The organism is Streptomyces cadmiisoli (assembly GCF_003261055.1).
GTDB classification, from domain to species: Bacteria; Actinomycetota; Actinomycetes; order Streptomycetales; family Streptomycetaceae; genus Streptomyces; species Streptomyces cadmiisoli.
Genome location: NZ_CP030073.1, coordinates 8,043,921 through 8,064,620 on the forward strand (window position 1 = coordinate 8,043,921; position 20,700 = coordinate 8,064,620).

The following is a 20,700-nucleotide window of genomic DNA, read 5'->3' on the forward strand; positions in this document are numbered from 1 at the left end:
CTCACCGCCGGTCGAGCGCGTCGTTGAGGGTGATCGCCGCGTCGATGAGGGCGAGATGGGTGAACGCCTGGGGGAAGTTGCCGAGTTGACGGCCCGTCGGGTCGATCTCCTCCGAGTACAGGCCCAGGTGGTTGGCGTAGCCCATCATCTTCTCGAACACCAGCCTCGCCCGGTCGGCGCGTCCGGCACGCGCCAGCGCGTCGACGTACATGAACGTGCAGAGGGAGAACGTCCCTTCGGAACCGCGCAGGCCGTCGGGAGAGGCCTCGGGGTTGTACCGGTAGACCAGGCTGTCGCTGACCAGTTCCTGTTCCATGGCGTCGAGGGTCGAGGTCCACATCGGGTCCTCGGGCGTGATGAATCCGACCGTCGCCATACGCAGCAGCGACGAATCGAGCACATCACTGCCGTAGTGCTGGACGAAGGCCTGACGTTGCTCGCTCCAGCCCTTGGCCATGACCTGGTCGTAGATCTCGTCGCGTGCCCCGCGCCACCGCCGGGTCGTGGCGGGCCGTCCGTTCGCGTCGGCGAGACGGAGGGCACGGTCGAACGCCACCCAGGACATGACACGGCCGTAGGTGAAGTTCTTGCGCCCGCCGCGGGTCTCCCACAGACCCTCGCCCGCCGAGTCCCAGTGGTCCACCAGCCAGTCGAGGTTCGTCAGCAGCGAGGCCCACCCGCGGTGCCCCACCTGGAGTCCGTGCCGGTGCGCGAAGTAGATGCTGTCCAGCGCCTCGCCGTAGATGTCGAGTTGAAGCTGAGTGGCGGCACCGTTGCCGATCCGCACCGGCGCCGACCCGGCGTAGCCCTCCCAGTGGTCCAGAACCCGCTCCTCCAGGTCCGACGAGCCGTCGACCTTGTACATGATGTTGAGCGGGCCGGAGTCGCCGTCCTTGCCGGCCCGCTCCTTCACACGGTCGTTGAGCCACCTGATGAACGCCTTGGCCTCCTCGGTGAAGCCCAGTCCCAGCAGGGCGTACACGGAGAAGGACGCGTCGCGGATCCAGGTGAAGCGGTAGTCCCAGTTGCGTTCGCCGCCCAGTTGCTCCGGGAGCGCTGTCGTGGGAGCGGCCACCAGCGCGCCGCTGGGCGCGTAGGTCATGAGTTTCAGCGTGATCGCGGAGCGCTCCACGGTCTCGCGCCACCGTCCCCAGTACTGCGACTGGTTCAGCCAGGAGCGCCAGAACATGACGTTGCGGTGGAAGAGTTCCTCGTACGCGTCCAGGCGCATCTCCCTCGGCGGCCCGTCGGCGGCCGACTCCAGGATGATGCCGCGCTGCTGGCCCGCCTCGAGGGTCAGTGTGAAGTGCAGGTCGTTCCGGCGGTCCATGAGGACGTCCAGCAGTCGGTCGTCCGCCGGCTCGCGCACGCCGTGCACCGTCAGCGTCGTGCCGTCCGCCGCCTCGAACACCGCGCCGTGCTCGGTGAGGTGCAGACTGTGGGACGTGCGTCCGTAGTCGAACCGCGGGGCTATCTCGACCTCGAAGGTCATCTTCCCCCGCACACAGCGGACCATCCGGACCAACCGGTGCGTGGGGGTCGCGGTCGCGCCCGTCACCGGCATGAAGTCGACCACCTCACCGGCGCCCGCCTCGGTCATGAACCGGGTGATCAGGATGGGGGTGTCGGGCAGGTACAACTGCTTCGTCGCGTACGTCGCGCTCCTCGGCCGGACCGAGCAATGCCCCCCTTTGTCCTTGTCCAGGAGTGCCCCGAAGACACTGGGTGAGTCGAACCGGGGGACACAGAACCAGTCGACGGTGCCGTCCGTGGTGACCAGGGCCGCGGTCTGCAGATCACCGATGAGTCCGTGGTTCTCGATGAGGGGGTAGTCGTCCATCCAGGCGCCCCTTTCGGCTCCTGCGCACCCGCACCCGTTCAGCGTAATTCGGTCATTCGCGTTCGGCGCGACGAGCCGCGCGGCGCCACAGCCGCCGTTGCACCCGAAGGGTGAGGACCCCCACGGCCACCAGGACGACCACGTTCAGCAGGAGCTGGAGCAGGGAACCCCACGCCTGTTTCCAGTCGGTGAAGGCGAGCGAGACCGCGATGTCCGCGGCGGCGGGAATCGTGGTCACGGAGATGAAGACACCGAGCAGGGCACTGCCCCGGGCCTCGGCGAGCGACACGATCCCGACCACGCCGGCCAGGAAGGCGACGACGACGGAGAAGAAGTTCGGTGTGTCGATCAGGTGGGACACCGGCCGCAGACCCAGGTCGAAGGCCTTGGACTGCAGGTGCGCACCGCGTGCCAGAGCGGCGAAGCACAGCGTGACCACGATGGCCAGCAGGAAGCCGACCGCGAGCGCCTGTACCCCGTCCCGGACCCTGCGCCGGTTGTGCCGGTCGAGGCCCAGCGCGATGCTCGTGATCGCGTTGTACTCGGGTCCGACCACCATCGCGGCCACGATGAGGATCTGCGAGTTGGTCATGATGCCGACCGAGGCGATGAGCCCGGCGACGACCAGGAACAGGTAGAAGGAGGGGGCGTACGTTCCCTCGGCGCGGATGTGCGCCTCGACCGAGGCCCACATCGGCGAGTGGAGGAGCGCGCTGGGCTGTTCGGCCTCGATCCGATCCGCGCGCTGCGAGAACATGATGTCGACACCGTCGACGGCGATCGCCCCGAGCCGGTCGACTCCGAGCTCGCGCAGGCCGCTCAGCACACGGTTCGCCGCGCCCTTGATCACATCGCACTCGACCGCGTCACGCGCGTCACCGTCCGGGGCGTGTACCGCGGTGACGACCACCAGATTGAGCACCCGATCGTCCGAGCCGAGCAGGTCCACGGCCGACCGGGTGAGTGCGGGTGGCATGATCATCCGGAAGTGCAGCAAGTCCATCCGAACCTCCCGTCGGCGTGAGCCGAACCGGTCGTCCTTCCGTCACGGGTGACCGCTCAAGGATCTGTCCCGCACACCGCCCGCAGCGCCGCCGCCTCGACCTGCGCGACGCTTGCGGAAGCGTCGATCACGACGCCCGGCTCGTCCGGCTGGAGCGGTTCCAGGGCCGCGTACTGGGAGTCGAGCAGCTTCGCCGGCATGAAATGTCCCCGCCTGTGTGCGATCCGCCGCGCCGCCACCTCACGATCGAGCTTCAGGTACACGAACCACACGGTCGCTCCCGTGCGCCGGAACTGGTCCCGGTACGCGCGCTTGAGCGCCGAACACGCGGCGACACCGCCGCGTCCCTGTGCCGCGGTCGAGCGGATCCATTCCGAGACGGCCGCCAGCCAACGCCGACGGTCGTCGTCGTCGAGGGCATGACCGGCGGCCATCTTGGCCCGGTTGGACGCGGAGTGGAGGTCGTCGCCCTCGAGGAACGGCACCCCGAGCTGCTGAGCGAGTCGCAGGCCGACCGTGGACTTTCCGGACGCGGAAGGGCCCATCACGATCACCACCCGCGCACCGCCGACCTGGCCGGCCAACGCGCCTCCCTGCGGTGACGGCGGAACACACGTACAGGTCCACTATTGCCCGTCATGGCACGAGGCGCCGTGCGAGCCGCCCTCCGGCGCCCGGCGCGGCGCCGGGAGGTGACCGGCGGTGTCCCGCGGGCCGCGCACATCAGGCGCGTTCGCCCTTTCTATTGGATATTGGTGATCGGGCGAAGTCCCAGCCGGATCCCAGCTGTGGCACAGGAGGTCCGATGCCCGCTACACGGTCACTCATGGCACTCACCGGCGTCGTCCTGCTCGGTGCCGTGCTCACCGCCTGCGAAGAAGGCGCGCTGGGCACCATCGAGACGCACAACGAGAAGGGGGCTGTCGAGACCATCTCGAACCCGCCGGTCGACGGGTGCAACCGTTTCAATGGGGGCGTGACCCACGTGGCGAACCACACGGTGAACGACCTCATCCTCTACACCACGGCGGACTGCACCGTGCCGCGTGGTGGCGAGAGCATCTATCTGAGCACCCAGACCTCGGACGACGTGGTCCGTTCGACGGGGCTGTGGCGGAGTTTCACGGTCGTTCACTGAAGGACGGCTCGCTCGGCCTGCGCTCGCACGGTCCGCGCGGGCAGGCTCCGGACCGTGCGAGTGAGGGCCGACAGGTCAGACGCCGCCGAATCCTCCCGACGATGTCGCGTCGGCCGCCTCCAGCGTGGCCAGCACGTCCTGCACGGGGATGCGGCCGCTCGCCACCAGTCGGGCCCCGCCGCGCCTGAGCGCGGCGGCCAGAGGCGCGGCCCACACGTTCTCGTACACGACGACGGCGGCGGAGTTGCCGGGCTCCAGTGCCGCTCCGGCCTCGTCCAGGTCACCCTGGTCGAGCAGCCCGGAGGAGGCACCCTCGAAGACGGTCAGATCGACTTCGTCTCCGAGTTCGCGCAGTTCCACCGCGGTGACGGAGCCGTCGGTGTCCTTGCGGATGAAGACGAGGTCGATGAGGCGGATGATGCCGCGATCGACCAGGTCGACGAGGAGGGGAAGGCCCTCGCCCGTCATACGGTTTCCGGGGAACTCGACGATCAAGTAGTCGACGGGCCCCATTTCCAGAAGATCCTCGTTCATGGCCACTCCTCGGCAGCGGGCACCGGCCGGTCACCGTGTCTCGGCCGCCGGCTCACGGGGCGGTACGCAGAGCGCGAACAGGGGGAGATCCCCCACAGCAATTGCAGCACCGCACGGACGGGACCGCACACGGGGCGCCGGGCGGCGCGGACCGGTGACCTGCGGCAGGATTCCCCGACAACCGGTCGCACGTCAGCAGGTCAGCAGGTCGCTGTTCAACTGGTGAGCTGGTAGATGCTCTTTCCCGTCAGCCACAGGCCGATCACGAGACTGCCGACGACGATCGCCTGCTGCTCGTGGTTCTCCATCCAGGCCCGGAGCGCCAGAAGCCGGCGCTGGGCCGCCGTCGGAGAGAACACCACATACAGCTCGGCGGCGAGCAGGCTCGCGGTGGAGAGCAGGCAGAAGCCGAACAGCGCCAGCCAGGTGGACGCGTGGGAGACGTTCGCTTCCACGACGGTCACGGCGCCCGCGGCGACGAGTCCCCACGGCTGCAGGAACATGGCCAGTCCCGCGGCGGCCGGGACGGAGCCGCGGTCCATCCGGGATCCGAAAGACGCGCCGGACCCCGACCGCGGCGGGGAGCCGGACGCCGATCGGCCGGACGGTCCGGCCTGGTCGGCCTGGTCGGCCTGGCCGGGACCGCGGTCCGGTGCCGCTTCGGTGGCCCCACCCGGCGTGCCGTCCCCCGCGTGCCGCCGGCGCCGGTGGCGGCGTACGCCGTAGAGCACCAGCCCCACACCGATGAGCAGCTTGAGCGCGAGGACCGCCGTGGACGGAGGGGACCGGGGCGGTGGTGGCTGCCCGCCCGTCAGCGCCAGGACGACGGCGATCACCACGACGAAGCACGCCAGCCATCCCAGGATGAAGGCGAGACCCTTCAACACCCCCCGCGCCGATGCCACCACCAGGACGAACGCCATCATGGGGATGGGGTTGAGGGTGATGGCCAGGGCGATGAGGAACAGGTCGAGGACCATGCTGCGATCCCATCGTGCGCCGAACGCATCGAGCCTACGCACGGATCTTGCCTGCCGCATCTCATGGCGGGGCACGGCCCGCGCGGCTGCCGTGAGGCCGTTCCACGGGGTGCCCCGGGGGACGTCCTCGCGCACCCTGGAGGCAGGAAGGAGCTGCTGATGGAGACTTCGGCACGGGTGCCGTCGGCGGGTGGGATCCGGTCGCGGTGCCCGGGCATCGTCCCCACCGGCGGCTGAAGCCCTCCGGCCGCACCGGTGATGGCGCGAGGCGGCCACACGGTGAGCCCGACGAGGTCAGGCGCGAGGCGGGCCGGGGCCGCCCCGTCCCCTCCCTGCTGCGCGTGGCCTGGTGGCGGGGCCGTACGACGGACGCGGTGGCCCGGGCGACGGCGTTCCACGCGCGGCTGGAGATCCGCTTCCCCGTGATCACGCGGCTCGTGGACCGTCTGGTGTCGGTCAACATCTTCGATTCCGCCACCCGTATCGCGGCGCAGTGCTTTCTCACGGCCGTCCCGCTGCTCTTCGTCGTCGGCGCCTACGCGCCGGCGGCCGTGCGGGACCAGCTCTCCGCATCGGTGAGTGCCGTCTTCGGCCTGACCGGTGCGGCCCAGCACGAGTTGGAGCAGGCGTTCCGGCCACCGACGGACGAGCTGAGACAGGCCACCGGCCTGGTCGGCGGGCTGATGGTGCTGCTGTCGGCCACCGCGGTGAGCCGCGCGATGCAGCGCCTGTGCAAACGGGCGTGGGCGATCCCCCGGGCCGGGACGAGGATGGCTCCCTGGCGCTGGGTGGCGTGGATCGCGCTCTGGTTCGGACTGCTCGTCCTTCAGGGGCCGATACGCGACGGGTTCGGTGTCGGGGCATGGCTGGGGATCCCGATCACCCTGGTCACGCAGACCGCGCTGTGGTGGTGGACGCAGCACCTGCTGCTCGGCGGGCTCATCCGCTGGGCGCCCCTCCTGCCGGGCGCCGCCATCACCGCCGTCGCGGTCACGGGCCTGTCGGTGACCGCGCACTTCTACATGCCGCGAGCCCTCAACCGGGCCCTGGCCGAATACGGTTCCGCGGGGTCCGTGTTCGTCCTGCTGTCCTGGCTCATCGTGGTGTGCGTGGCCCTCGCCATCAGCGTCAGTGTGGGTGCCGTCCTCTCCCAGGAGCCGTTCCTGACCCGCCGCCTCGGCACATCGGTGACCGCGCCGGACACAGCGGGCCGTCAGTGATCCGGCCTGCGGTCGCCGAGGCTCCGTGTGCCTGACGCGCGGTGCTCGGCGGCGCGCGAGGAGGGGGTCGCCGGACGGCCCGTCAAGTGGTCCTGACATCCGGCCGCAGCACGGCATGTGCGATGCCAAAGCCTCAGGCGCGACGGGACCCCTGTCAACCCTTCGGCACCACCTCGACCCCACTTTCTATTAAATTAGGAATTAATATTGACAGGGTTTCGGCCACGCGCCACAGTCTTCGCCGTGACGCCGACGGTCCCCTGGTGCAGCGCAGGCCCGCGTCACTCCTCGTGGTTCCCAACCCTCGGGAGAGGCAAGTGACTTCACCTCCGCGGGCCCGCACACGTGCGGTGCCGAGACGGACGCGCCGAGACACGGTGGCCGCCGTCTCCCATGCGTCGGCGGCGACCTCGGTCCCGTCGGCCGCGGTGCAGCCGGCCGTCGACCCGGGTGCGACCGAGTGCCACGGCTGTGGTCTCGCGCCGACGCCCTGCATGAGCCGGGACACATATGACGGGCTGGGCGCACTCACCGGCAGGGGAGTGCGCTCCGTCTCGGACCGGCCGGTCGGCGGCGGTCCGCGTGCCGGCGGCCGCCGCGTCGGCCGGCTGGACGGCGACTGACGGGCCGGCAGTCCGCGGGATGCGCGGGGACGGCGGGCACCCATCCCGACCGCTTCCCCTCCGGCATCCCGGCGCCGGTGTCGCACCTTCACCGGCGCGGACCCGGTGCCGCCTTCGGGGGTGCACCGGGAGTGGTGGACGGGTTCGGGAGGCAGGGTCGGCGCGGTGTCACGCGGCGTCGAAGGCCTCGTTCTCCGGACTCAGTTCAAATAAATTAGTAATTATTCTTGACGTGGCGCGAGAGCCACGCGAACCTGGATCAACGCGAACGGGACGCGGCCTCGGGACGGCCGGAGCCTGTTCGCGCGGACCCGCAGGGAGTTCTCCATGACCAACCACCAGCCCAGCCGACGCCGGTTCCTCGCCGGTCTCGGCGCCGCCGGGACGACGGCGCTGCTCAGCGGCTGTGTCACTTCCAGCTCCTCCGGCACGAGCTCCTCCGGCGGCGCGGTGACCCTCCAGTCCAACCTCTCCTCCCCGCAGGCGAAGGGGGCGATGCAGAAGCTCGTCGACGCCTACGCCAAGCAGGGATCCGGGAGCGCCAGCCTCAACACCGTCGCCTCGGAAACCTTCCGCACGCAGCTGCCGACGTACCTCACCTCCGCCAACCCGCCGGACGTGTACACGTGGTACCCCGGCTCGGTGGCGGACACCTACTCCAAGAAGGAGCTGCTGCTCGACCTCGGCGAGGTCTGGAACTCGTCGCCCGACCTCAAGCGCTATTCGAAGGCGCTGAACTCGCTGTGCACCGACAGCTCGGGCAAGAAGGTCTTCGTCCCCACCACCTACTACTGGTGGGGCATGTTCTACCGCAAGTCCAACTTCGCCAAGTGGGGCGTGAGTGAGCCGCAGAGCTGGGACGACTTCCTCGACCTGTGCGACAAGCTCAAGAGCAAGGGCATCTCCCCGATCGGGATGGGCGCGGGCGGCAACACGGCCTGGGTCGCCTCGGCCTGGTTCGACTACCTCAACATCCGTATCAACGGCGCCGACTACCACCGACGGCTCCTTGCCGGAGAGCACCGCTTCGACGACCCCGAGGTCCGCAAGGTCTTCGACCGCTGGCAGGAGGTGCTGCCGTACTTCGACCCGGACAGCACCGCGATCGCGTTCCAGGACGCCACCACCTCCCTGCTCAACGGCCGCACCGGCATGATGCTGATCGGCACCTTCTTCGCGGACGCCGCAGCCCAGGAAGCACTCGACGACATCGACTTCTTCCGCTTCCCCATTATCGATCCGAAGGTGCCGCTCGCCGAAGAGGCCCCCACCGACGGCTACTTCGCCAGCGCCCGTACCGGCCGCCGCGACCAGGTCATGGACCTGCTGGGCTACCTGGCCACGGCAGAGGCCCAGGAGATCTACATCAGGGGCTCGTCGGGCACCACCCTGCCGTGCCACCCCGAGGCGAAGGACACCGGCACCGCCCTGGTCAAGAAGGGCCGCGCCCACATCGAGGCGGCCGAGGAGATCACCCAGTTCTTCAACCGGGACTCCAGCGACGCCCTCCAGCCCACCGCGGACACCGCACTCACCAAGTTCCTTGCCAAGCCCAAGTCCGTCGGCAGCATCCTGACCGACTGGCAGCGCGAGGCCGAGAAGATCTGGCAGGCCTGACGTGGCCGTCCTGACTGCACCACAACGCAAGACCCCGGCCCAGCCGCCACTCAGTGGCAGGCGGGGCCGGGGCCCCCGGCGCAACCCCCCGCTGCTGTTCGCGTTCGTCCTCGTCCCCATGCTGGCCGAAGCCATGTGGGTCTTCTGGCCCGCCCTCCAGGGCTTCTACCTCTCCCTCACCCGCTGGGACGGCGTCACCGACCCGCAGTTCGTCGGTCTGGACAACTTCCGGGAGATGGCCGGCGACGAGGTCTTCCGCAGCGCCACCGGACACACCGTGCTGTGGCTGGTGCTGTTCGGCGGCCTGTCCGCGCTGCTCGGCCTGGCCACCGCGCTGCTGCTCCAGCAGGAGCGCCGCGGCATCGGCTTCTACCGCGCCGCCCTGTTCATGCCCGTCGTCTTCTCCCTGGTTGCCACCGCCCTGGTGTGGCAGGCGATCTACCAGCCGGACGGCGTCCTCAACCAGCTCCTCGAGTCGGTCGGTCTCGGCAGCCTGCGCCACGCCTGGCTCGCCGACCAGGACACCGCCCTGTACGCGGTGATCGTGCCCGCGCTGTGGCGGCAGATCGGCTACGTCATGGTCCTGTACCTGGCCGGCCTCAAGGGCATCGACCCGGCCCTGTACGAGGCCGCCAAGGTCGACGGCGCCTCGGCGTGGCAGCGGTTCCGCCATGTCACCCTGCCCCAGCTGCGCGGCGTGAACGCGGTCGTCGTGTCCGTCATCATCATCGACTCGCTGCGCTCCTTCGACGTCGTGTGGGCACTGACCCGCGGCGGCCCCTACCACTCGTCCGAGCTGCTGAGCACGTACATGTACTCCACCGCCTTCCAGTCCCTGCGGCTGGGCTACGGCTCCGCCCTGGCCGTCGTCATCTTCCTGCTGGCCTTCGGCGTCATCTGCTCCTACCTCATCCGCGCCTTCCGGGAGGCCGACTGATGGCCCTCACACCCACGGCGCCGCTGCGCAAACGTGCCACGACCGCGGCGTTCCACCTCAGTGCCGGCTCACTGGCCGCCCTGTGGCTGTTTCCCATCGCCCTGGTACTGGTCACCAGTTTCCGCACGTTCGACGACATCGCCGCGAACGGCCTGGGCAGCTGGCCCCGTTCCTTCAGCCTCGACAACTACGGTCAGGCCTGGGTCGACGGCGGCCAGCAGCAGGCCCTCATCAACAGCCTGATCGTCAGCGTGCCGTGCGTGCTGGTGGTGCTGGCCCTGGCGGCCATGGCCGCGTTCGCCCTGAGCCGCTACGAACTCCCGTTCAGGCGCACGATGCTGCTGCTCATGCTGGGCGGCAACCTGCTGCCCCCGCAGATCCTGCTCATCCCGGTCTCGAAGCTCTCCGAGATGATGGGAATCTATGACAAACTGATCGCCCTCATCGGCGTGCAGATCGGATTCGGCGTCGGCTTCTACGTCTTCGTCCTGTACGGCTTCATGCGCGCCATCCCCGTCGAGATCCAGCAGGCGGCCGTCGTCGACGGCGCCGGCCCCTGGCAGATCTTCTGGCGGATCATCCTTCCCCTGGCGAAGCCCGCCCTGGCCGCGCTGAGCGCGCTGTCGTTCACCTGGATCTTCAACGACCTGCTCTGGGCGATCACCGTGCTGCGCAGCGACAGCAAGATGCCGATCACCGCGGCCCTGATCGGTCTGCAGGGTCAGTACGTGTCGATGTGGAACGTGATCGCCGCCGGCTCGGTCATCGCGGCCGCGCCCACCGTGGCCGTGTTCCTCCGGTTCCAGCGCCACTTCGTGGCCGGACTCAACCTCGGAGCAGTGAAGTGACGTCCCCCCGGCGCTGGACCCTGCGCACCGAGAACACCGGCTACACCGTCCGCCTGTCCCCCGACGGCCCGTGGGCCGAGCTCGACGCCTGGGGCCCGCTCGGCGTGGAGGACGGCCCGTCCGCCCTCGACTGGTCGCGGCGCACCCACTTCATCACGCCCGCGGACGCCGCCCCGGCCGAGTACCTGCCCTACGGTCTGCGCCCGTTCGCCGGCGCCGACCTGGTGGCCTCCCGCCCGGGCGAGGAGCGCGGTGTGTGGTGGGACTTCGAGGCGGTGGAGGAGGCGGCAGGGAGCCTGCGGCTCGCCTTCGCCGACGACGTCATCGGTCTGCGCGCCGTCCTGTGCTACTCCACCGTGCCGGGCACGGACGTGATCCTGCGCTGGACCGAACTCACCTGCACGGGGGACCGGGAACTGCGCCTGGAACGGATCGACTCGGCCGGCGTCACCGTCCCCGTCTCCGGCCCGGCACGGCTGACCTACCTCACCGGCCAGTGGTCGCAGGAGTTCCAGCACACGCAACTCGACCTGCCCAGGGGCACGTTCACCATGGGCAGCCAGCAGGCCGTGCCCGGGCACGCCTACGCGCCCTGGCTCGCCGTGCAGGACGGTGCGAGCGAGGCCGCCTACGGTGTCGCCCTCGAATGGTCCGGCAACTGGCACATGACCGCGGAGGCGGAACCGGGCGGCGCCGTGCGGGTCCGCGCCGGGCGGGTGCCGCACGAGGGCGCCGTGTTCCTGGCCCCCGGCGAAACCCTCACCACGCCCCGTCTCGCCTGCGCCTTCAGCCCCGACGGTCTCGACGGCCTCTCGCGCGTCTGGCACCGCTACGAACGACACCTGGCCGGCGAACGGCTCCGCCGCCCCCGCAAGGTCCTCTACAACTCCTGGGAGGCCACCGGCTTCGACGTCGACGCCGCGGGACAACTGGAGCTCGCCAAGGTGGCCGCCGACATCGGAGCCGAACTGTTCGTCGTGGACGACGGATGGTTCCCCGGCCGCGCCGACGACACCGGGGGACTGGGCGACTGGTACCCGGACCCGGCGGCGTTCCCGCAGGGCTTCGGCCGGTTCGTCGAGGAAGTGCGGGCGCTGGGCCTGGACTTCGGTCTGTGGGTCGAGCCCGAGGCCGTCAGCCCCAACAGCCGCCTGTACGCCGAGCACCCCGAGTGGGTCTACCGGATCGACGGCCGCCCGGCCCGGCTGGTCCGCAACCAGCTCCTGCTCGACCTCGGCCGCACCGACGTCCAGGACTTCGTGATCGCGACGCTCGACCGGCTGCTCACCGAGCACGCCGTCAGCTATCTGAAGTGGGACATGAACCGGCCGCCCACCGAACGCGGCCGCCCCGGTGCCGACCACGCCGACCACCTCGATCTCGACGCACAGCACGTCGCCGGATACCTGCGCGTCCTGGACCATCTGCGCGCCGCCCACCCCCACGTCACCGTCGAGGGCTGCGCCGGCGGCGGCGGCCGCATCGAGCACGCGACCCTGGCCCGCACCGATGTGGTCTGGCCCAGCGACAACACGGCCCCGCTGGACCGGCTGAGCATCCAGTACGGCTTCCTGCACGCCCACGCCCCGCACGTCATGAGCTCCTGGGTCACCGACGCCCCCGGGGTGTTCGACCCACGCCCCCGCAGTCTCGCCTTCCGCTTCGTGAACGCCATGTGCGGCGTCCTCGGCATCGGGGCCGATCTGCGGGCCTGGACGGGAGAACAGCGCGCGGAGGCCGCCCGGTGGATCGCCCGCTACAAGGACGTACGCGACGTCGTCCACCACGCGGACGTCCGGCTCCTCGGCACCCCGGCGGATCCGACCTTCGGTGTGCAGTACGACGACCCCGCGGCAGGCCGCACGGTCGTCGCCGCGCTCAGCACGGGCCGCCTCGACGGGGCCCCGCTCGTGCCCGGCCGACCCGAGCGGCTGAGGCTGCGAGGCCTCGATCCGCGGGCGCGCTACCACGACGCCGAATCGGGCAGCACCTACAGCGGGGCCCATCTGCTGCACTATGGGCTGCCCTTCGCCTGGAGCGCCGACCACGACGCCGACCTGGTGGTGCTGACCCGGCAGTGAAGCCGGCACGACATATGTTTCCAGGGCGGCACACCAGCCGTTCCAACCCCCCTAAGGAGTCGAACCCCACGATGGAGCAGCCCGCACCACGGCACGGCGCCCGCTTCACGGGCCGTACGGCCGTGATCACCGGAGCGGCCTCCGGGATCGGAGCCGCCACGGCCGAACGCCTCGCCGAGGAAGGAGCCGCGGTCGTGCTCGCCGACATCGCGAAGGAGCAGGGCGCGGCCGTCGCCGAACGGATCACCAAGGCCGGCGGCCGGGCCCGGTTCGTCGAGGCCGACGTCGCCGAGGAGCGCGACTGGACGCGGATCGCGTCCGCCGCCCACGACTTCGGCCCCGTGGACGTCCTCGTCAGCAACGCCTACACCGTCGAGGTGGCACCGGCCCACACCGTGTCACTCGACTCGTGGCAGCGGCAGCTCTCCGTCAACCTCACCGGCAGCTTCCTCGGCTTCCGGGCGGTCCTGCCCGATCTGCGGGACCGCAGGGGAGCGGTGGTGCTGACCTCGTCCGTCCACGCGTACCGCGGCCTCCCCGGCCATCCCGCCTACGCCGCCACCAAGGGCGCCCTGCTCTCCCTGTGCGGCCAGCTCGCTGTCGAGTACGGGCCCGAGGTCCGCGTCAACGCCGTCGTACCGGGCCCGATCCTGACCGCCGCCTGGGACAGGGTGACGCCGGAGGACCGTGAGCGCAGCGTCGCCGAGACGGCCGCGGCGCGCTTCGGCACCCCCGAGGAGGTCGCCGCGGCCATTGCCTTCCTCAGCGCCGACGAAGCCTCGTACATCACCGGGACCAGCCTCGTCGTCGACGGCGGCTGGAGCGTCGTCAAGGCCTCCGCATGACCACGCTCCCCCCTCAGCAGAAAGGCTGTACGACATGACGCCCTATGCCCGCCGCGGCGTGCACGGCCAGACCGTGGAGCTCCTCGCCCGCCGCATCCTGGGCGGTGAGATCCCCGAGGGGAGCACCCTCGACCTGGTGGCGCTGCAGAGCGAGCTGGACGTGAGCCTGACCGCGCTGCGGGAGTCGCTCAAGGTGCTCGCCGCCAAGGGCATGGTCGACGCCCGGCAGCGGCGCGGTACCTTCGTCCGCTCCCGCGCCGAGTGGAATCTGCTCGACGCCGACGTGCTGCGCTGGCAGTTCGAGGGGGCCGGCACCGCCGAGACCGACCGGACACTGCTGCGCAACCTCGCCGAGGTCCGCACCATCATCGAACCGGCCGCCGTCCGGCTGGCCGCGGAGCGCCGCACCGACGCCGACCTGGTCGCCCTGGACGGCGCGCTGGAGGCGATGGGGGAGCACGGCAGCGACGCCGCGCACGCCGTCGAGGCCGACCTGGCCTTCCACCGTGCGCTGCTCGCCGCCACCCACAACGAGCTGCTCGAACGCATGGAGATGGTGATCGAGTCAGGCCTCGCGCACCGCGACCGCATCGTGCACAGCTCGCCGCACGGCGAGGACCCGGTCCCGGCCCACCGTGCCGTGCTGGACGCCGTCCGCGACCGTGACCCGAGCGCGGCCGAGGCCGCGATGCGTGCCCTCCTCGACCAGGCCGGCCGCGATCTCGACCGCGTCGGCAATCCCGAAGACACGGAAGGCGCCGGCCCCCAGTGAAGATCACCCGAATCGAAACCTTTCTGGTCCCGCCGCGCTGGCTGTTCTGCCGTGTGGAGACCGACGAGGGCGTCGTCGGCTGGGGAGAACCCGTCGTGGAAGGGCGCGCCGAAGTGGTGCGCGCCGCCGTCGACGTCCTGGCGGAATACCTCATCGGCCAGGACCCGCTGCGCATCCAGGACCACTGGCAGGTGCTGACCAAGGGCGGCTTCTACCGCGGCGGACCGGTGCTGTCCAGCGCCGTCGCCGGCCTCGACCAGGCCCTGTGGGACATCGCGGGGAAGACCTACGGCGCCCCCGTGCACGCGCTGCTCGGTGGTCCGGTGCGCGAGCGTGTGCGGGTCTACGCCTGGATCGGCGGCGACGAACCCGCGGAGCTGACCGAGCAGACCGCCGCCCAGGTCGAGGCGGGCTTCACCGCGGTGAAGATGAACGCGGCCGGCGCCACGGCACCGGTCACCACCGCGGCCGAGACCGCCGCCGTCGTCGCCCGGGTGGCCGCGGCCCGTGAGGTGCTCGGCGCGGACCGCGACGTCGCCGTCGATTTCCACGGACGCTTCAGCGCGGCCGCCGCCCGCCGTGTCCTGACCGAACTCACGCCCCTGCACCCCCTGTTCGTGGAGGAACCCGTCGTCCCCGAGCAGAGCCATCTGCTGCCCGGCCTGGTCGCCGCGAGTCCGATCCCGCTCGCCACCGGCGAACGGCTCTACGGACGCGCCGAGTTCCTGCCCGTCCTCGCCGCGGGCGTCGCCGTCGCCCAGCCCGACCTCTCGCACGCCGGCGGCATCTCCGAGGTGCATCGCATCGCCTCGCTCGCCGAGACCTACGGCGCGCAGCTCGCCCCGCACTGCCCGCTTGGTCCGATAGCCCTGGCGGCCAGCCTTCAGATCGCGTTCGTCACCCCCAACTTCCTGATCCAGGAGCAGAGTCGCGGCATCCACTACAACAAGGACGCCGACCTGCTGTCCTACCTGGTAGACCCGGAGCCGTTCCGGTTCGTCGACGGCCACGCCGTCCGCCACGACACCCCGGGTCTCGGCATCGCCGTCGACGAGAACGCCGTACGCGCGGCGGACCGCACCGGTCACGCCTGGCGCAACCCGGTGTGGCGGCACGCCGACGGATCCTTCGCGGAGTGGTGACCGTGCCACTGGAGGTCGTCACCGACCTTGCGCACGGCGGCCGTTGGACATCCCTGCGCTCGGCCGGGCGCGAATGGCTGTGGCGCCGGGAGACTCCCGGACGGGACACGGTGGAGCCGGGCGATCCCTTCGTGGACGCGGGCGGGCTGGAGGAGTGCGTTCCCACCGTCCGCGGCACCCCCGACCACGGCGACGCCTGGTCCCGGGCCTGGACACGGGTCGCGGACCGGGACGTCTGCCACGGCGACCGGTTCACGCTCAGCCGCGTCATCCGCCGCACCGCCGACGGAGTCGAGGCCGACTACGTGCTGACGGCCGACCCGGGCTTCCGATTCGTATGGGCCGCCCACGCTCTGCTGGACCTCTCCGAGCGTGCGACGGTGCGGACCCGCCACGCGGCGACGACCCGCCTCTACCCCGAGGCGGCCCCGCTGCTCGACCGCCCGTGGCCGCCGGGCGCCGCATGGGTGGAGGGCGACTGGCCCGCCCCCTGCGGTCTGCCGCTGGACAGGCTCGGACCGGACGACGGCACCGCCGTCGGGGCCGTCGTGGACGCTTCTCGATGCTGCGTCCACGACGACTCCGACCGCCTGTCGCTGGCGCTGCACACCGACGGTCAGCCGACGTCGATCGCCCTGTGGCGCAACCTCGGCGGCTTCCCCGCCGGGAATCCCTACCGCAGCACGGGTGTCGAGCCCATGCTCGGCCGGGTCTTCGACCTCGCCGAGGCGGGTCCCGGCGACGCCGCCCGCGTACCCGCCTCCGGCGAGGTGCGGTGGCGGCTCGCGCTGACCGCCGACTGCGGCTGTTCCTGAACCGACCTGTGTGACGAAGGAGCCCTCCATGGACCTGCGAGCGGCCCTTGCCGCCCACCGTCTGATCGCGATCGTGCGCGGATCGGACCCCGAGGCCGCGGTGCGTACCGTGCTGGCCCTGGCCGACGAGGGCGTCGAGCTGATCGAGGTGTCGCTGAGCGGCGAGGACGCGCTGTCCGTGATCGAGCGGGCGCGCGCGGCACTCGGCCCCGACCGGGCGCTCGGCGCCGGCACCGTCCTGACCGCCGACGACGCCCGTGCCGCCCAGCGGGCCGGCGCGGACTTCGCGGTCACTCCCGCGGTGGGTGAGGCCGTCGGCGCGGCCCGAGTACTCGGACTGCCCGTTCTGGCCGGGGTGATGACCCCCACCGAGATCCTGTCCGCTCGCGCGCTGGGCGCCGCGGCGCTGAAGATCTTCCCAGCCGCGCAGGCCGGCGGCCCCGGCTATCTCAAGGCCCTGCGCGGCCCGTTCCCGCACGATCCGTTCGTGCCGGTGGGAGGCGTCGACGAGGCAGCAGCCCGGGCGTACCTGTCCGCCGGAGCGACCGCGGTCGGCGTCGGCTCGCCCTTGATCGGCGACGCCGCCGACGGCGGCAGTCTCACCGCGCTGCGGGACCGGGCGCGCGCCTTCCTGGACGCCGTACGCAAGGACACGCAGTGACCGAAGCCGAAGCACATGCCGAGGGGATACGAATGGCCGCGGACACGGACACGCCCGGGGCCGAGGTCCTGGGTCCCGACCGTCTGGAACTCGGTGAGGGCATCCGCTGGACCGACCGCGGGATCGTGCTCGTGGACATCCTCCAGGGCCGTCTCCTCACCACCGCCGAAAGCGCCGGCGCCCCGCTCCGGGAACTGGTCCGACTGCCCGTCCCCCTGGGCGCGGTGGCCCCCGTGGCCGGCGCCCCCGGCCATTGGATCGCCGCCGCGGGCACCGGGGTGTGCCTGATCGCGTCCGACGGTTCGACGCGCTGGCTGGACCGGCCCGAGGCGGATGCCGTACCGCCCCTGCGCATGAACGACGGGACCGCGGACCCGTCGGGCCGGTTCTGGGCGGGCAGCATGGCCTACGACGCGGACGAGGGACGCGGTTCGCTCCACCGGGTCGACCACGACGGCACGGTGACCCGCGTCCTCGACGGGATCACCGTGCCCAACGGACCGGCGTTCACGGCCGACGGCCGGACGATGTACCTGGCGGACAGCGCCCGGGGCGTCATCCGGCGCTACCCCGTCGACCCGGTCACCGCCGCCCTCGGGACACCCGAGACCTTCGTCACCGTCGACGACGGCAGCCCCGACGGCATGGTGGTGGACGCCCAGGGAGCGGTGTGGGTCGCGGTGTGGGGCACGGGCACCGTACGGCGCCATCTGCCGGACGGCCGCCTCGATCGCGTTCTGCGGCTGCCGGCCCGGCAGCCCGCCGGTGTCTGCCTGCGGGGCGACCTCCTGCACATCACCACCGCCCGAGTGGGGCTCGCCGAGCCCGGCCCCTACGACGGCGCCGTGTTCACCGTGCGGGTGGACGTGCCCGGCCGGCCCGCCGACTCGTACCGCCACCGGGATCACCTGCCGTCCCCGAGGGAGTCGTCGTGAACAGCGTCCGGCGGCCGGCCGAAGGAGCGGTCGTCTGCATCGGCGAGACCATGGCCGCCCTCGCGCCGGCTCCGTCGCGGTCGCTGGAGACCGCCGAGCAGCTGCGGGTGTCGGTGGCCGGGGCGGAGTCGAACGTGGCCATGTACCTGGCGGAGCTGGGTGTCCCGGTCTCCTGGCTCTCGGCGCTGGGCGACGACGCGCTGGGGCGGCGGGTCCGCGCGGCGGTCGGCGCGGCGGGCGTCGACGTCGACGGGGTGCGGCACGACCCGGAGCGGCCCACGGGCCTCCTCGTGAAGGAGCCCGTCGGCGGCCGGACCCGTGTCCACTACTACCGCGGCAACTCGGCGGCCTCGGCCCTGGGACCCGAGGTGCTGGGCGACGACCGGCTGCGGTCGGCGACCCTCGTGCACCTCACGGGCATCACCCCGGCCCTGTCGCCCTCCTGCCGGAGCCTGGTGTCACAGGCGCTCGGCGTCCCGCCGGGCGACCGCCGCCACGCGATCAGCTTCGACGTCAACCACCGCCCCGCGCTCTGGCCGCCCGGCACGGCCGCGACCGTGCTGCGGAATCTGGCCGATCGCGCGGACATCGTCTTCGTCGGGCTCGACGAGGCACAGGAACTGTGGGACGCCGACCTCGAACCGTCCGACGTGCGGGCGCTGCTGCCGCACCCGCGCGTGCTCGTCGTCAAGGACGGCGGTCGCGCGGCCACCGCCTTCGGCGCGGCGGGCGAGTCGACGACCGTGCCCGCTCTGCGCACGCAGGTGGTGGAGCCCGTCGGCGCCGGTGACGCGTTCGCCGCCGGCTTCCTCGCGGGCCTGCTGCGCGGCGGGGACGCTCGGCGCGCTCTGCGGCTCGGACACATCACGGCCGCGTCGGCACTGAAGGTGACCGGGGACCACGGCCCCCTGCCGGATCGGGCCCGGATCGAGGAGCTGCTCGATCTCCCGAGCCATGAGTGGGCCGCCCGGAGGGGGGACCACTGACACGCTCCGCGCACTGGTCCATACCAGACTCTTGACAGGGGTAATCGCTCACTTCTTAAATCATCTAGTGAACTAAGCCCCTGCCAGAGCTCGTTCGCCCCCCACCTCACGGCGCGGAATCGTGGGCACCCTTCCGCGTCTCGGTTATGTCATGGGCATGCCACCCCCACTCCCTCACGTCGGTCGTCCTCCGATCCGGTGCAGCGCGCTTCCCGGCCCGCAGCAGCACTCTCCCCCCCATGCCGTCACCGAGGCGGAAGCAGCCGCCTGTCACGGACCCGCACCGGAGCCCCCCAACCAGAAGTGGACGGTGACCCGATGACCATCAAGCCCACCCGCGGCCCCGCGACGCGCAGCGTCCTGGGCGCCGCGGCCGCCGCCGCTCTCCTCACCGGCCTGACCGGCACCCCGGCGAGCGGCGCCGCGGCGGCCACCGGGCAGATCACCGGCCTGGGCGGCAAGTGCGTCGACGTCGCCGGCGCGAACAGCGCCAACGGCACGCCCGTTCAGCTCTACGACTGCAACGGCACGACCGCCCAGCAGTGGACCGTCGGCGGTGACGGGACGATCCGCGCTCTCGGCAAGTGTCTGGACGTCGCCTCGGGCGGCACGGCGAACGGCACACCCGTGCAGCTGTGGGACTGCAACGGCTCCGCCGCCCAGCAGTGGGCCCTCCCCGCCGCACGCGACATCGTCAACCCGCAGGCCGGCAAGTGCCTGGACGTCACGGGCAACAGCTCCGCCAACGGCACCCGCCTGCAGATCTGGTCCTGTACGGGAGCCGCCAACCAGAAGTGGACGGCGCCCGGCGGCGACACCCCGGAGCCCGGCCCGGGAGCGATGGCCGTCGCACCGTACCTCTACAACGGCTGGGGCAGCCCGCCCAGCCCCACCACCGTCATGAACGCGACCGGCGTCAAGTGGTTCACGCTCGCCTTCGTCCTCAGCAACGGCTACTGCAACCCGCAGTGGGACGGCGGCCGTCCGCTGACCGGGGGAGTCGACCAGCAGACCGTCAACACCATCCGCGCGGCCGGCGGTGACGTCATCCCGTCCTTCGGCGGCTGGAGCGGCAACAAGCTGGAGAGCTCCTGCGGCAGCGCGGGCGAACTCGCCAACGCCTACCAGAAGGTCATCAACGCCTACGGCCTCAAGGCGATCGACATCGACATCGAGGCCGCCGCGTACGACAGCCCGACCGTCCAGCAGCGCACGGTCGACGCGCTGAAGACCATCAAGGCGAACAACCCGGGGATCAAGGTGTACGTCACCTTCGGCACCGGACAGAACGGCCCCGACAGCAGCCTGATCAGCAAGGCCGCGGCCTCCGGGCTCACCGTCGACAGCTGGACCATCATGCCGTTCAACTTCGGCGGCGCCGGCCAGAACATGGGGCAGCTCACCGTCCGCGCCGCGGAAGGGCTGAAGACGGCCGTCAAGAACGCCTACGGCTACTCCGACGACCAGGCCTACCGGCACACCGGGATCTCCTCCATGAACGGCATCACCGACAACAACGAGACGGTGACCGTCAACGACTTCCGCACGATCCTCGCCTACGCCCAGCAGCGGCACCTCGCCCGGCTGACCTTCTGGTCGGTCAACCGCGACCGGCCCTGCACCGGTGGAGGCGCCGACACCTGCTCGGGCGTCGCCCAGCAACCCTGGGACTTCACCCGGGTCTTCGCCCAGTACAACGGCTGACCGCGCGCTTTTCGCCCAC

20 protein-coding genes are annotated in these 20,700 nt (G+C 71.2%); 15 read left to right on the forward strand and 5 right to left on the reverse strand.

Features of this window, described 5'->3' with window-relative positions:
* Nucleotide 1: 1 nt before the first annotated feature.
* From DN051_RS35440 to DN051_RS35450, 3 genes are read right to left on the reverse strand one after another with little or no spacing between them, the layout of a single operon-like run.
* On the reverse strand, nt 2–1,840 hold the full coding sequence (locus tag DN051_RS35440; protein ID WP_112440713.1) for a glycoside hydrolase family 15 protein: 1,839 nt from the start codon (nt 1,838–1,840) through the stop codon (nt 2–4).
* 52 nt (nt 1,841–1,892) lie between these two features.
* A complete protein-coding gene (locus DN051_RS35445) occupies nt 1,893–2,843 on the reverse strand; it encodes a DUF389 domain-containing protein (RefSeq protein ID WP_112440715.1) in 951 nt (316 codons plus the stop codon).
* A 56-nt stretch (nt 2,844–2,899) separates the two neighbouring features.
* Nucleotides 2,900–3,427: a gluconokinase gene (locus DN051_RS35450; protein WP_246040700.1), complete on the reverse strand. Its 528-nt coding sequence runs from the start codon at nt 3,425–3,427 to the stop codon at nt 2,900–2,902.
* Nucleotides 3,428–3,669: 242 nt separating this feature from the next.
* Between DN051_RS35450 and DN051_RS35455 the strand changes: the two genes are divergently transcribed.
* Nucleotides 3,670–3,981 carry a hypothetical protein gene (locus DN051_RS35455; protein ID WP_053757951.1) on the forward strand — a complete coding sequence of 104 codons (312 nt, stop codon included), beginning with the start codon at nt 3,670–3,672 and terminating at the stop codon, nt 3,979–3,981.
* A gap of 75 nt (nt 3,982–4,056) precedes the next feature.
* Here the strand turns inward: DN051_RS35455 and DN051_RS35460 are convergent, their stop codons facing one another.
* Together DN051_RS35460 and DN051_RS35465 are read right to left on the reverse strand one after the other, a co-directional pair.
* Nucleotides 4,057–4,515, reverse strand: coding sequence for a DUF6325 family protein (locus DN051_RS35460; RefSeq protein ID WP_199314755.1), 459 nt, complete (start codon nt 4,513–4,515; stop codon nt 4,057–4,059).
* Nucleotides 4,516–4,730: 215 nt separating this feature from the next.
* Entirely contained in the window at nt 4,731–5,495 is a 765-nt protein-coding gene (locus DN051_RS35465; protein ID WP_112440717.1) for a GAP family protein, read from the reverse strand.
* A 206-nt stretch (nt 5,496–5,701) separates the two neighbouring features.
* Here DN051_RS35465 and DN051_RS35470 point away from each other — a divergent pair, with 206 nt between their 5' ends.
* The 14 genes from DN051_RS35470 (at nt 5,702) to DN051_RS35535 (ending at nt 20,681) form a co-directional block, all read left to right on the forward strand.
* Nucleotides 5,702–6,715 (forward strand): YhjD/YihY/BrkB family envelope integrity protein, encoded by a 1,014-nt coding sequence (locus DN051_RS35470; RefSeq protein ID WP_246040701.1) that lies wholly within the window; start codon nt 5,702–5,704, stop codon nt 6,713–6,715.
* A 494-nt stretch (nt 6,716–7,209) separates the two neighbouring features.
* Nucleotides 7,210–7,338, forward strand: a complete 129-nt coding sequence (locus DN051_RS47330; protein ID WP_281289042.1) for a hypothetical protein — start codon at nt 7,210–7,212, stop codon at nt 7,336–7,338.
* A 327-nt stretch (nt 7,339–7,665) separates the two neighbouring features.
* Nucleotides 7,666–8,955 (forward strand): ABC transporter substrate-binding protein, encoded by a 1,290-nt coding sequence (locus tag DN051_RS35480; protein WP_053757954.1) that lies wholly within the window; start codon nt 7,666–7,668, stop codon nt 8,953–8,955.
* A 1-nt stretch (nt 8,956) separates the two neighbouring features.
* Complete coding sequence (locus DN051_RS35485; RefSeq protein WP_112440722.1) at nt 8,957–9,892, forward strand: carbohydrate ABC transporter permease; 936 nt, start codon at nt 8,957–8,959, stop codon at nt 9,890–9,892.
* Nucleotides 9,892–10,740 (forward strand): carbohydrate ABC transporter permease, encoded by an 849-nt coding sequence (locus tag DN051_RS35490; RefSeq protein ID WP_053757956.1) that lies wholly within the window; start codon nt 9,892–9,894, stop codon nt 10,738–10,740. The genes DN051_RS35485 and DN051_RS35490 overlap by 1 nt, the downstream gene beginning before the upstream one ends.
* On the forward strand, nt 10,737–12,821 hold the full coding sequence (locus DN051_RS35495) for an alpha-galactosidase (protein WP_112440724.1): 2,085 nt from the start codon (nt 10,737–10,739) through the stop codon (nt 12,819–12,821). The genes DN051_RS35490 and DN051_RS35495 overlap by 4 nt, the downstream gene beginning before the upstream one ends.
* A gap of 71 nt (nt 12,822–12,892) precedes the next feature.
* On the forward strand, nt 12,893–13,666 hold the full coding sequence (locus DN051_RS35500) for an SDR family NAD(P)-dependent oxidoreductase (RefSeq protein ID WP_112440726.1): 774 nt from the start codon (nt 12,893–12,895) through the stop codon (nt 13,664–13,666).
* 34 nt (nt 13,667–13,700) lie between these two features.
* Nucleotides 13,701–14,438: a FadR/GntR family transcriptional regulator gene (locus DN051_RS35505; protein WP_053757959.1), complete on the forward strand. Its 738-nt coding sequence runs from the start codon at nt 13,701–13,703 to the stop codon at nt 14,436–14,438.
* Nucleotides 14,435–15,580 (forward strand): galactonate dehydratase, encoded by a 1,146-nt coding sequence (dgoD, locus tag DN051_RS35510; protein WP_112440728.1) that lies wholly within the window; start codon nt 14,435–14,437, stop codon nt 15,578–15,580. The genes DN051_RS35505 and dgoD overlap by 4 nt, the downstream gene beginning before the upstream one ends.
* The gene (locus DN051_RS35515; RefSeq protein ID WP_112442649.1) at nt 15,577–16,395 is read left to right on the forward strand and encodes a hypothetical protein; all 819 of its coding nucleotides are present in this window, start codon (nt 15,577–15,579) and stop codon (nt 16,393–16,395) included. Before dgoD ends, DN051_RS35515 begins: the two co-directional genes overlap by 4 nt.
* Before the next feature lie 28 nt (nt 16,396–16,423).
* Complete coding sequence (locus DN051_RS35520) at nt 16,424–17,056, forward strand: bifunctional 4-hydroxy-2-oxoglutarate aldolase/2-dehydro-3-deoxy-phosphogluconate aldolase (protein WP_053757961.1); 633 nt, start codon at nt 16,424–16,426, stop codon at nt 17,054–17,056.
* 32 nt (nt 17,057–17,088) lie between these two features.
* A complete protein-coding gene (locus DN051_RS35525; protein WP_112440730.1) occupies nt 17,089–17,991 on the forward strand; it encodes an SMP-30/gluconolactonase/LRE family protein in 903 nt (300 codons plus the stop codon).
* Nucleotides 17,992–18,041: 50 nt separating this feature from the next.
* Nucleotides 18,042–18,977 (forward strand): sugar kinase, encoded by a 936-nt coding sequence (locus DN051_RS35530; RefSeq protein ID WP_246041157.1) that lies wholly within the window; start codon nt 18,042–18,044, stop codon nt 18,975–18,977.
* Between the two features lie 318 nt (nt 18,978–19,295).
* Nucleotides 19,296–20,681: a chitinase gene (locus tag DN051_RS35535; RefSeq protein ID WP_112442651.1), complete on the forward strand. Its 1,386-nt coding sequence runs from the start codon at nt 19,296–19,298 to the stop codon at nt 20,679–20,681.
* The last annotated feature ends 19 nt before the right edge of the window (nt 20,682–20,700 follow it).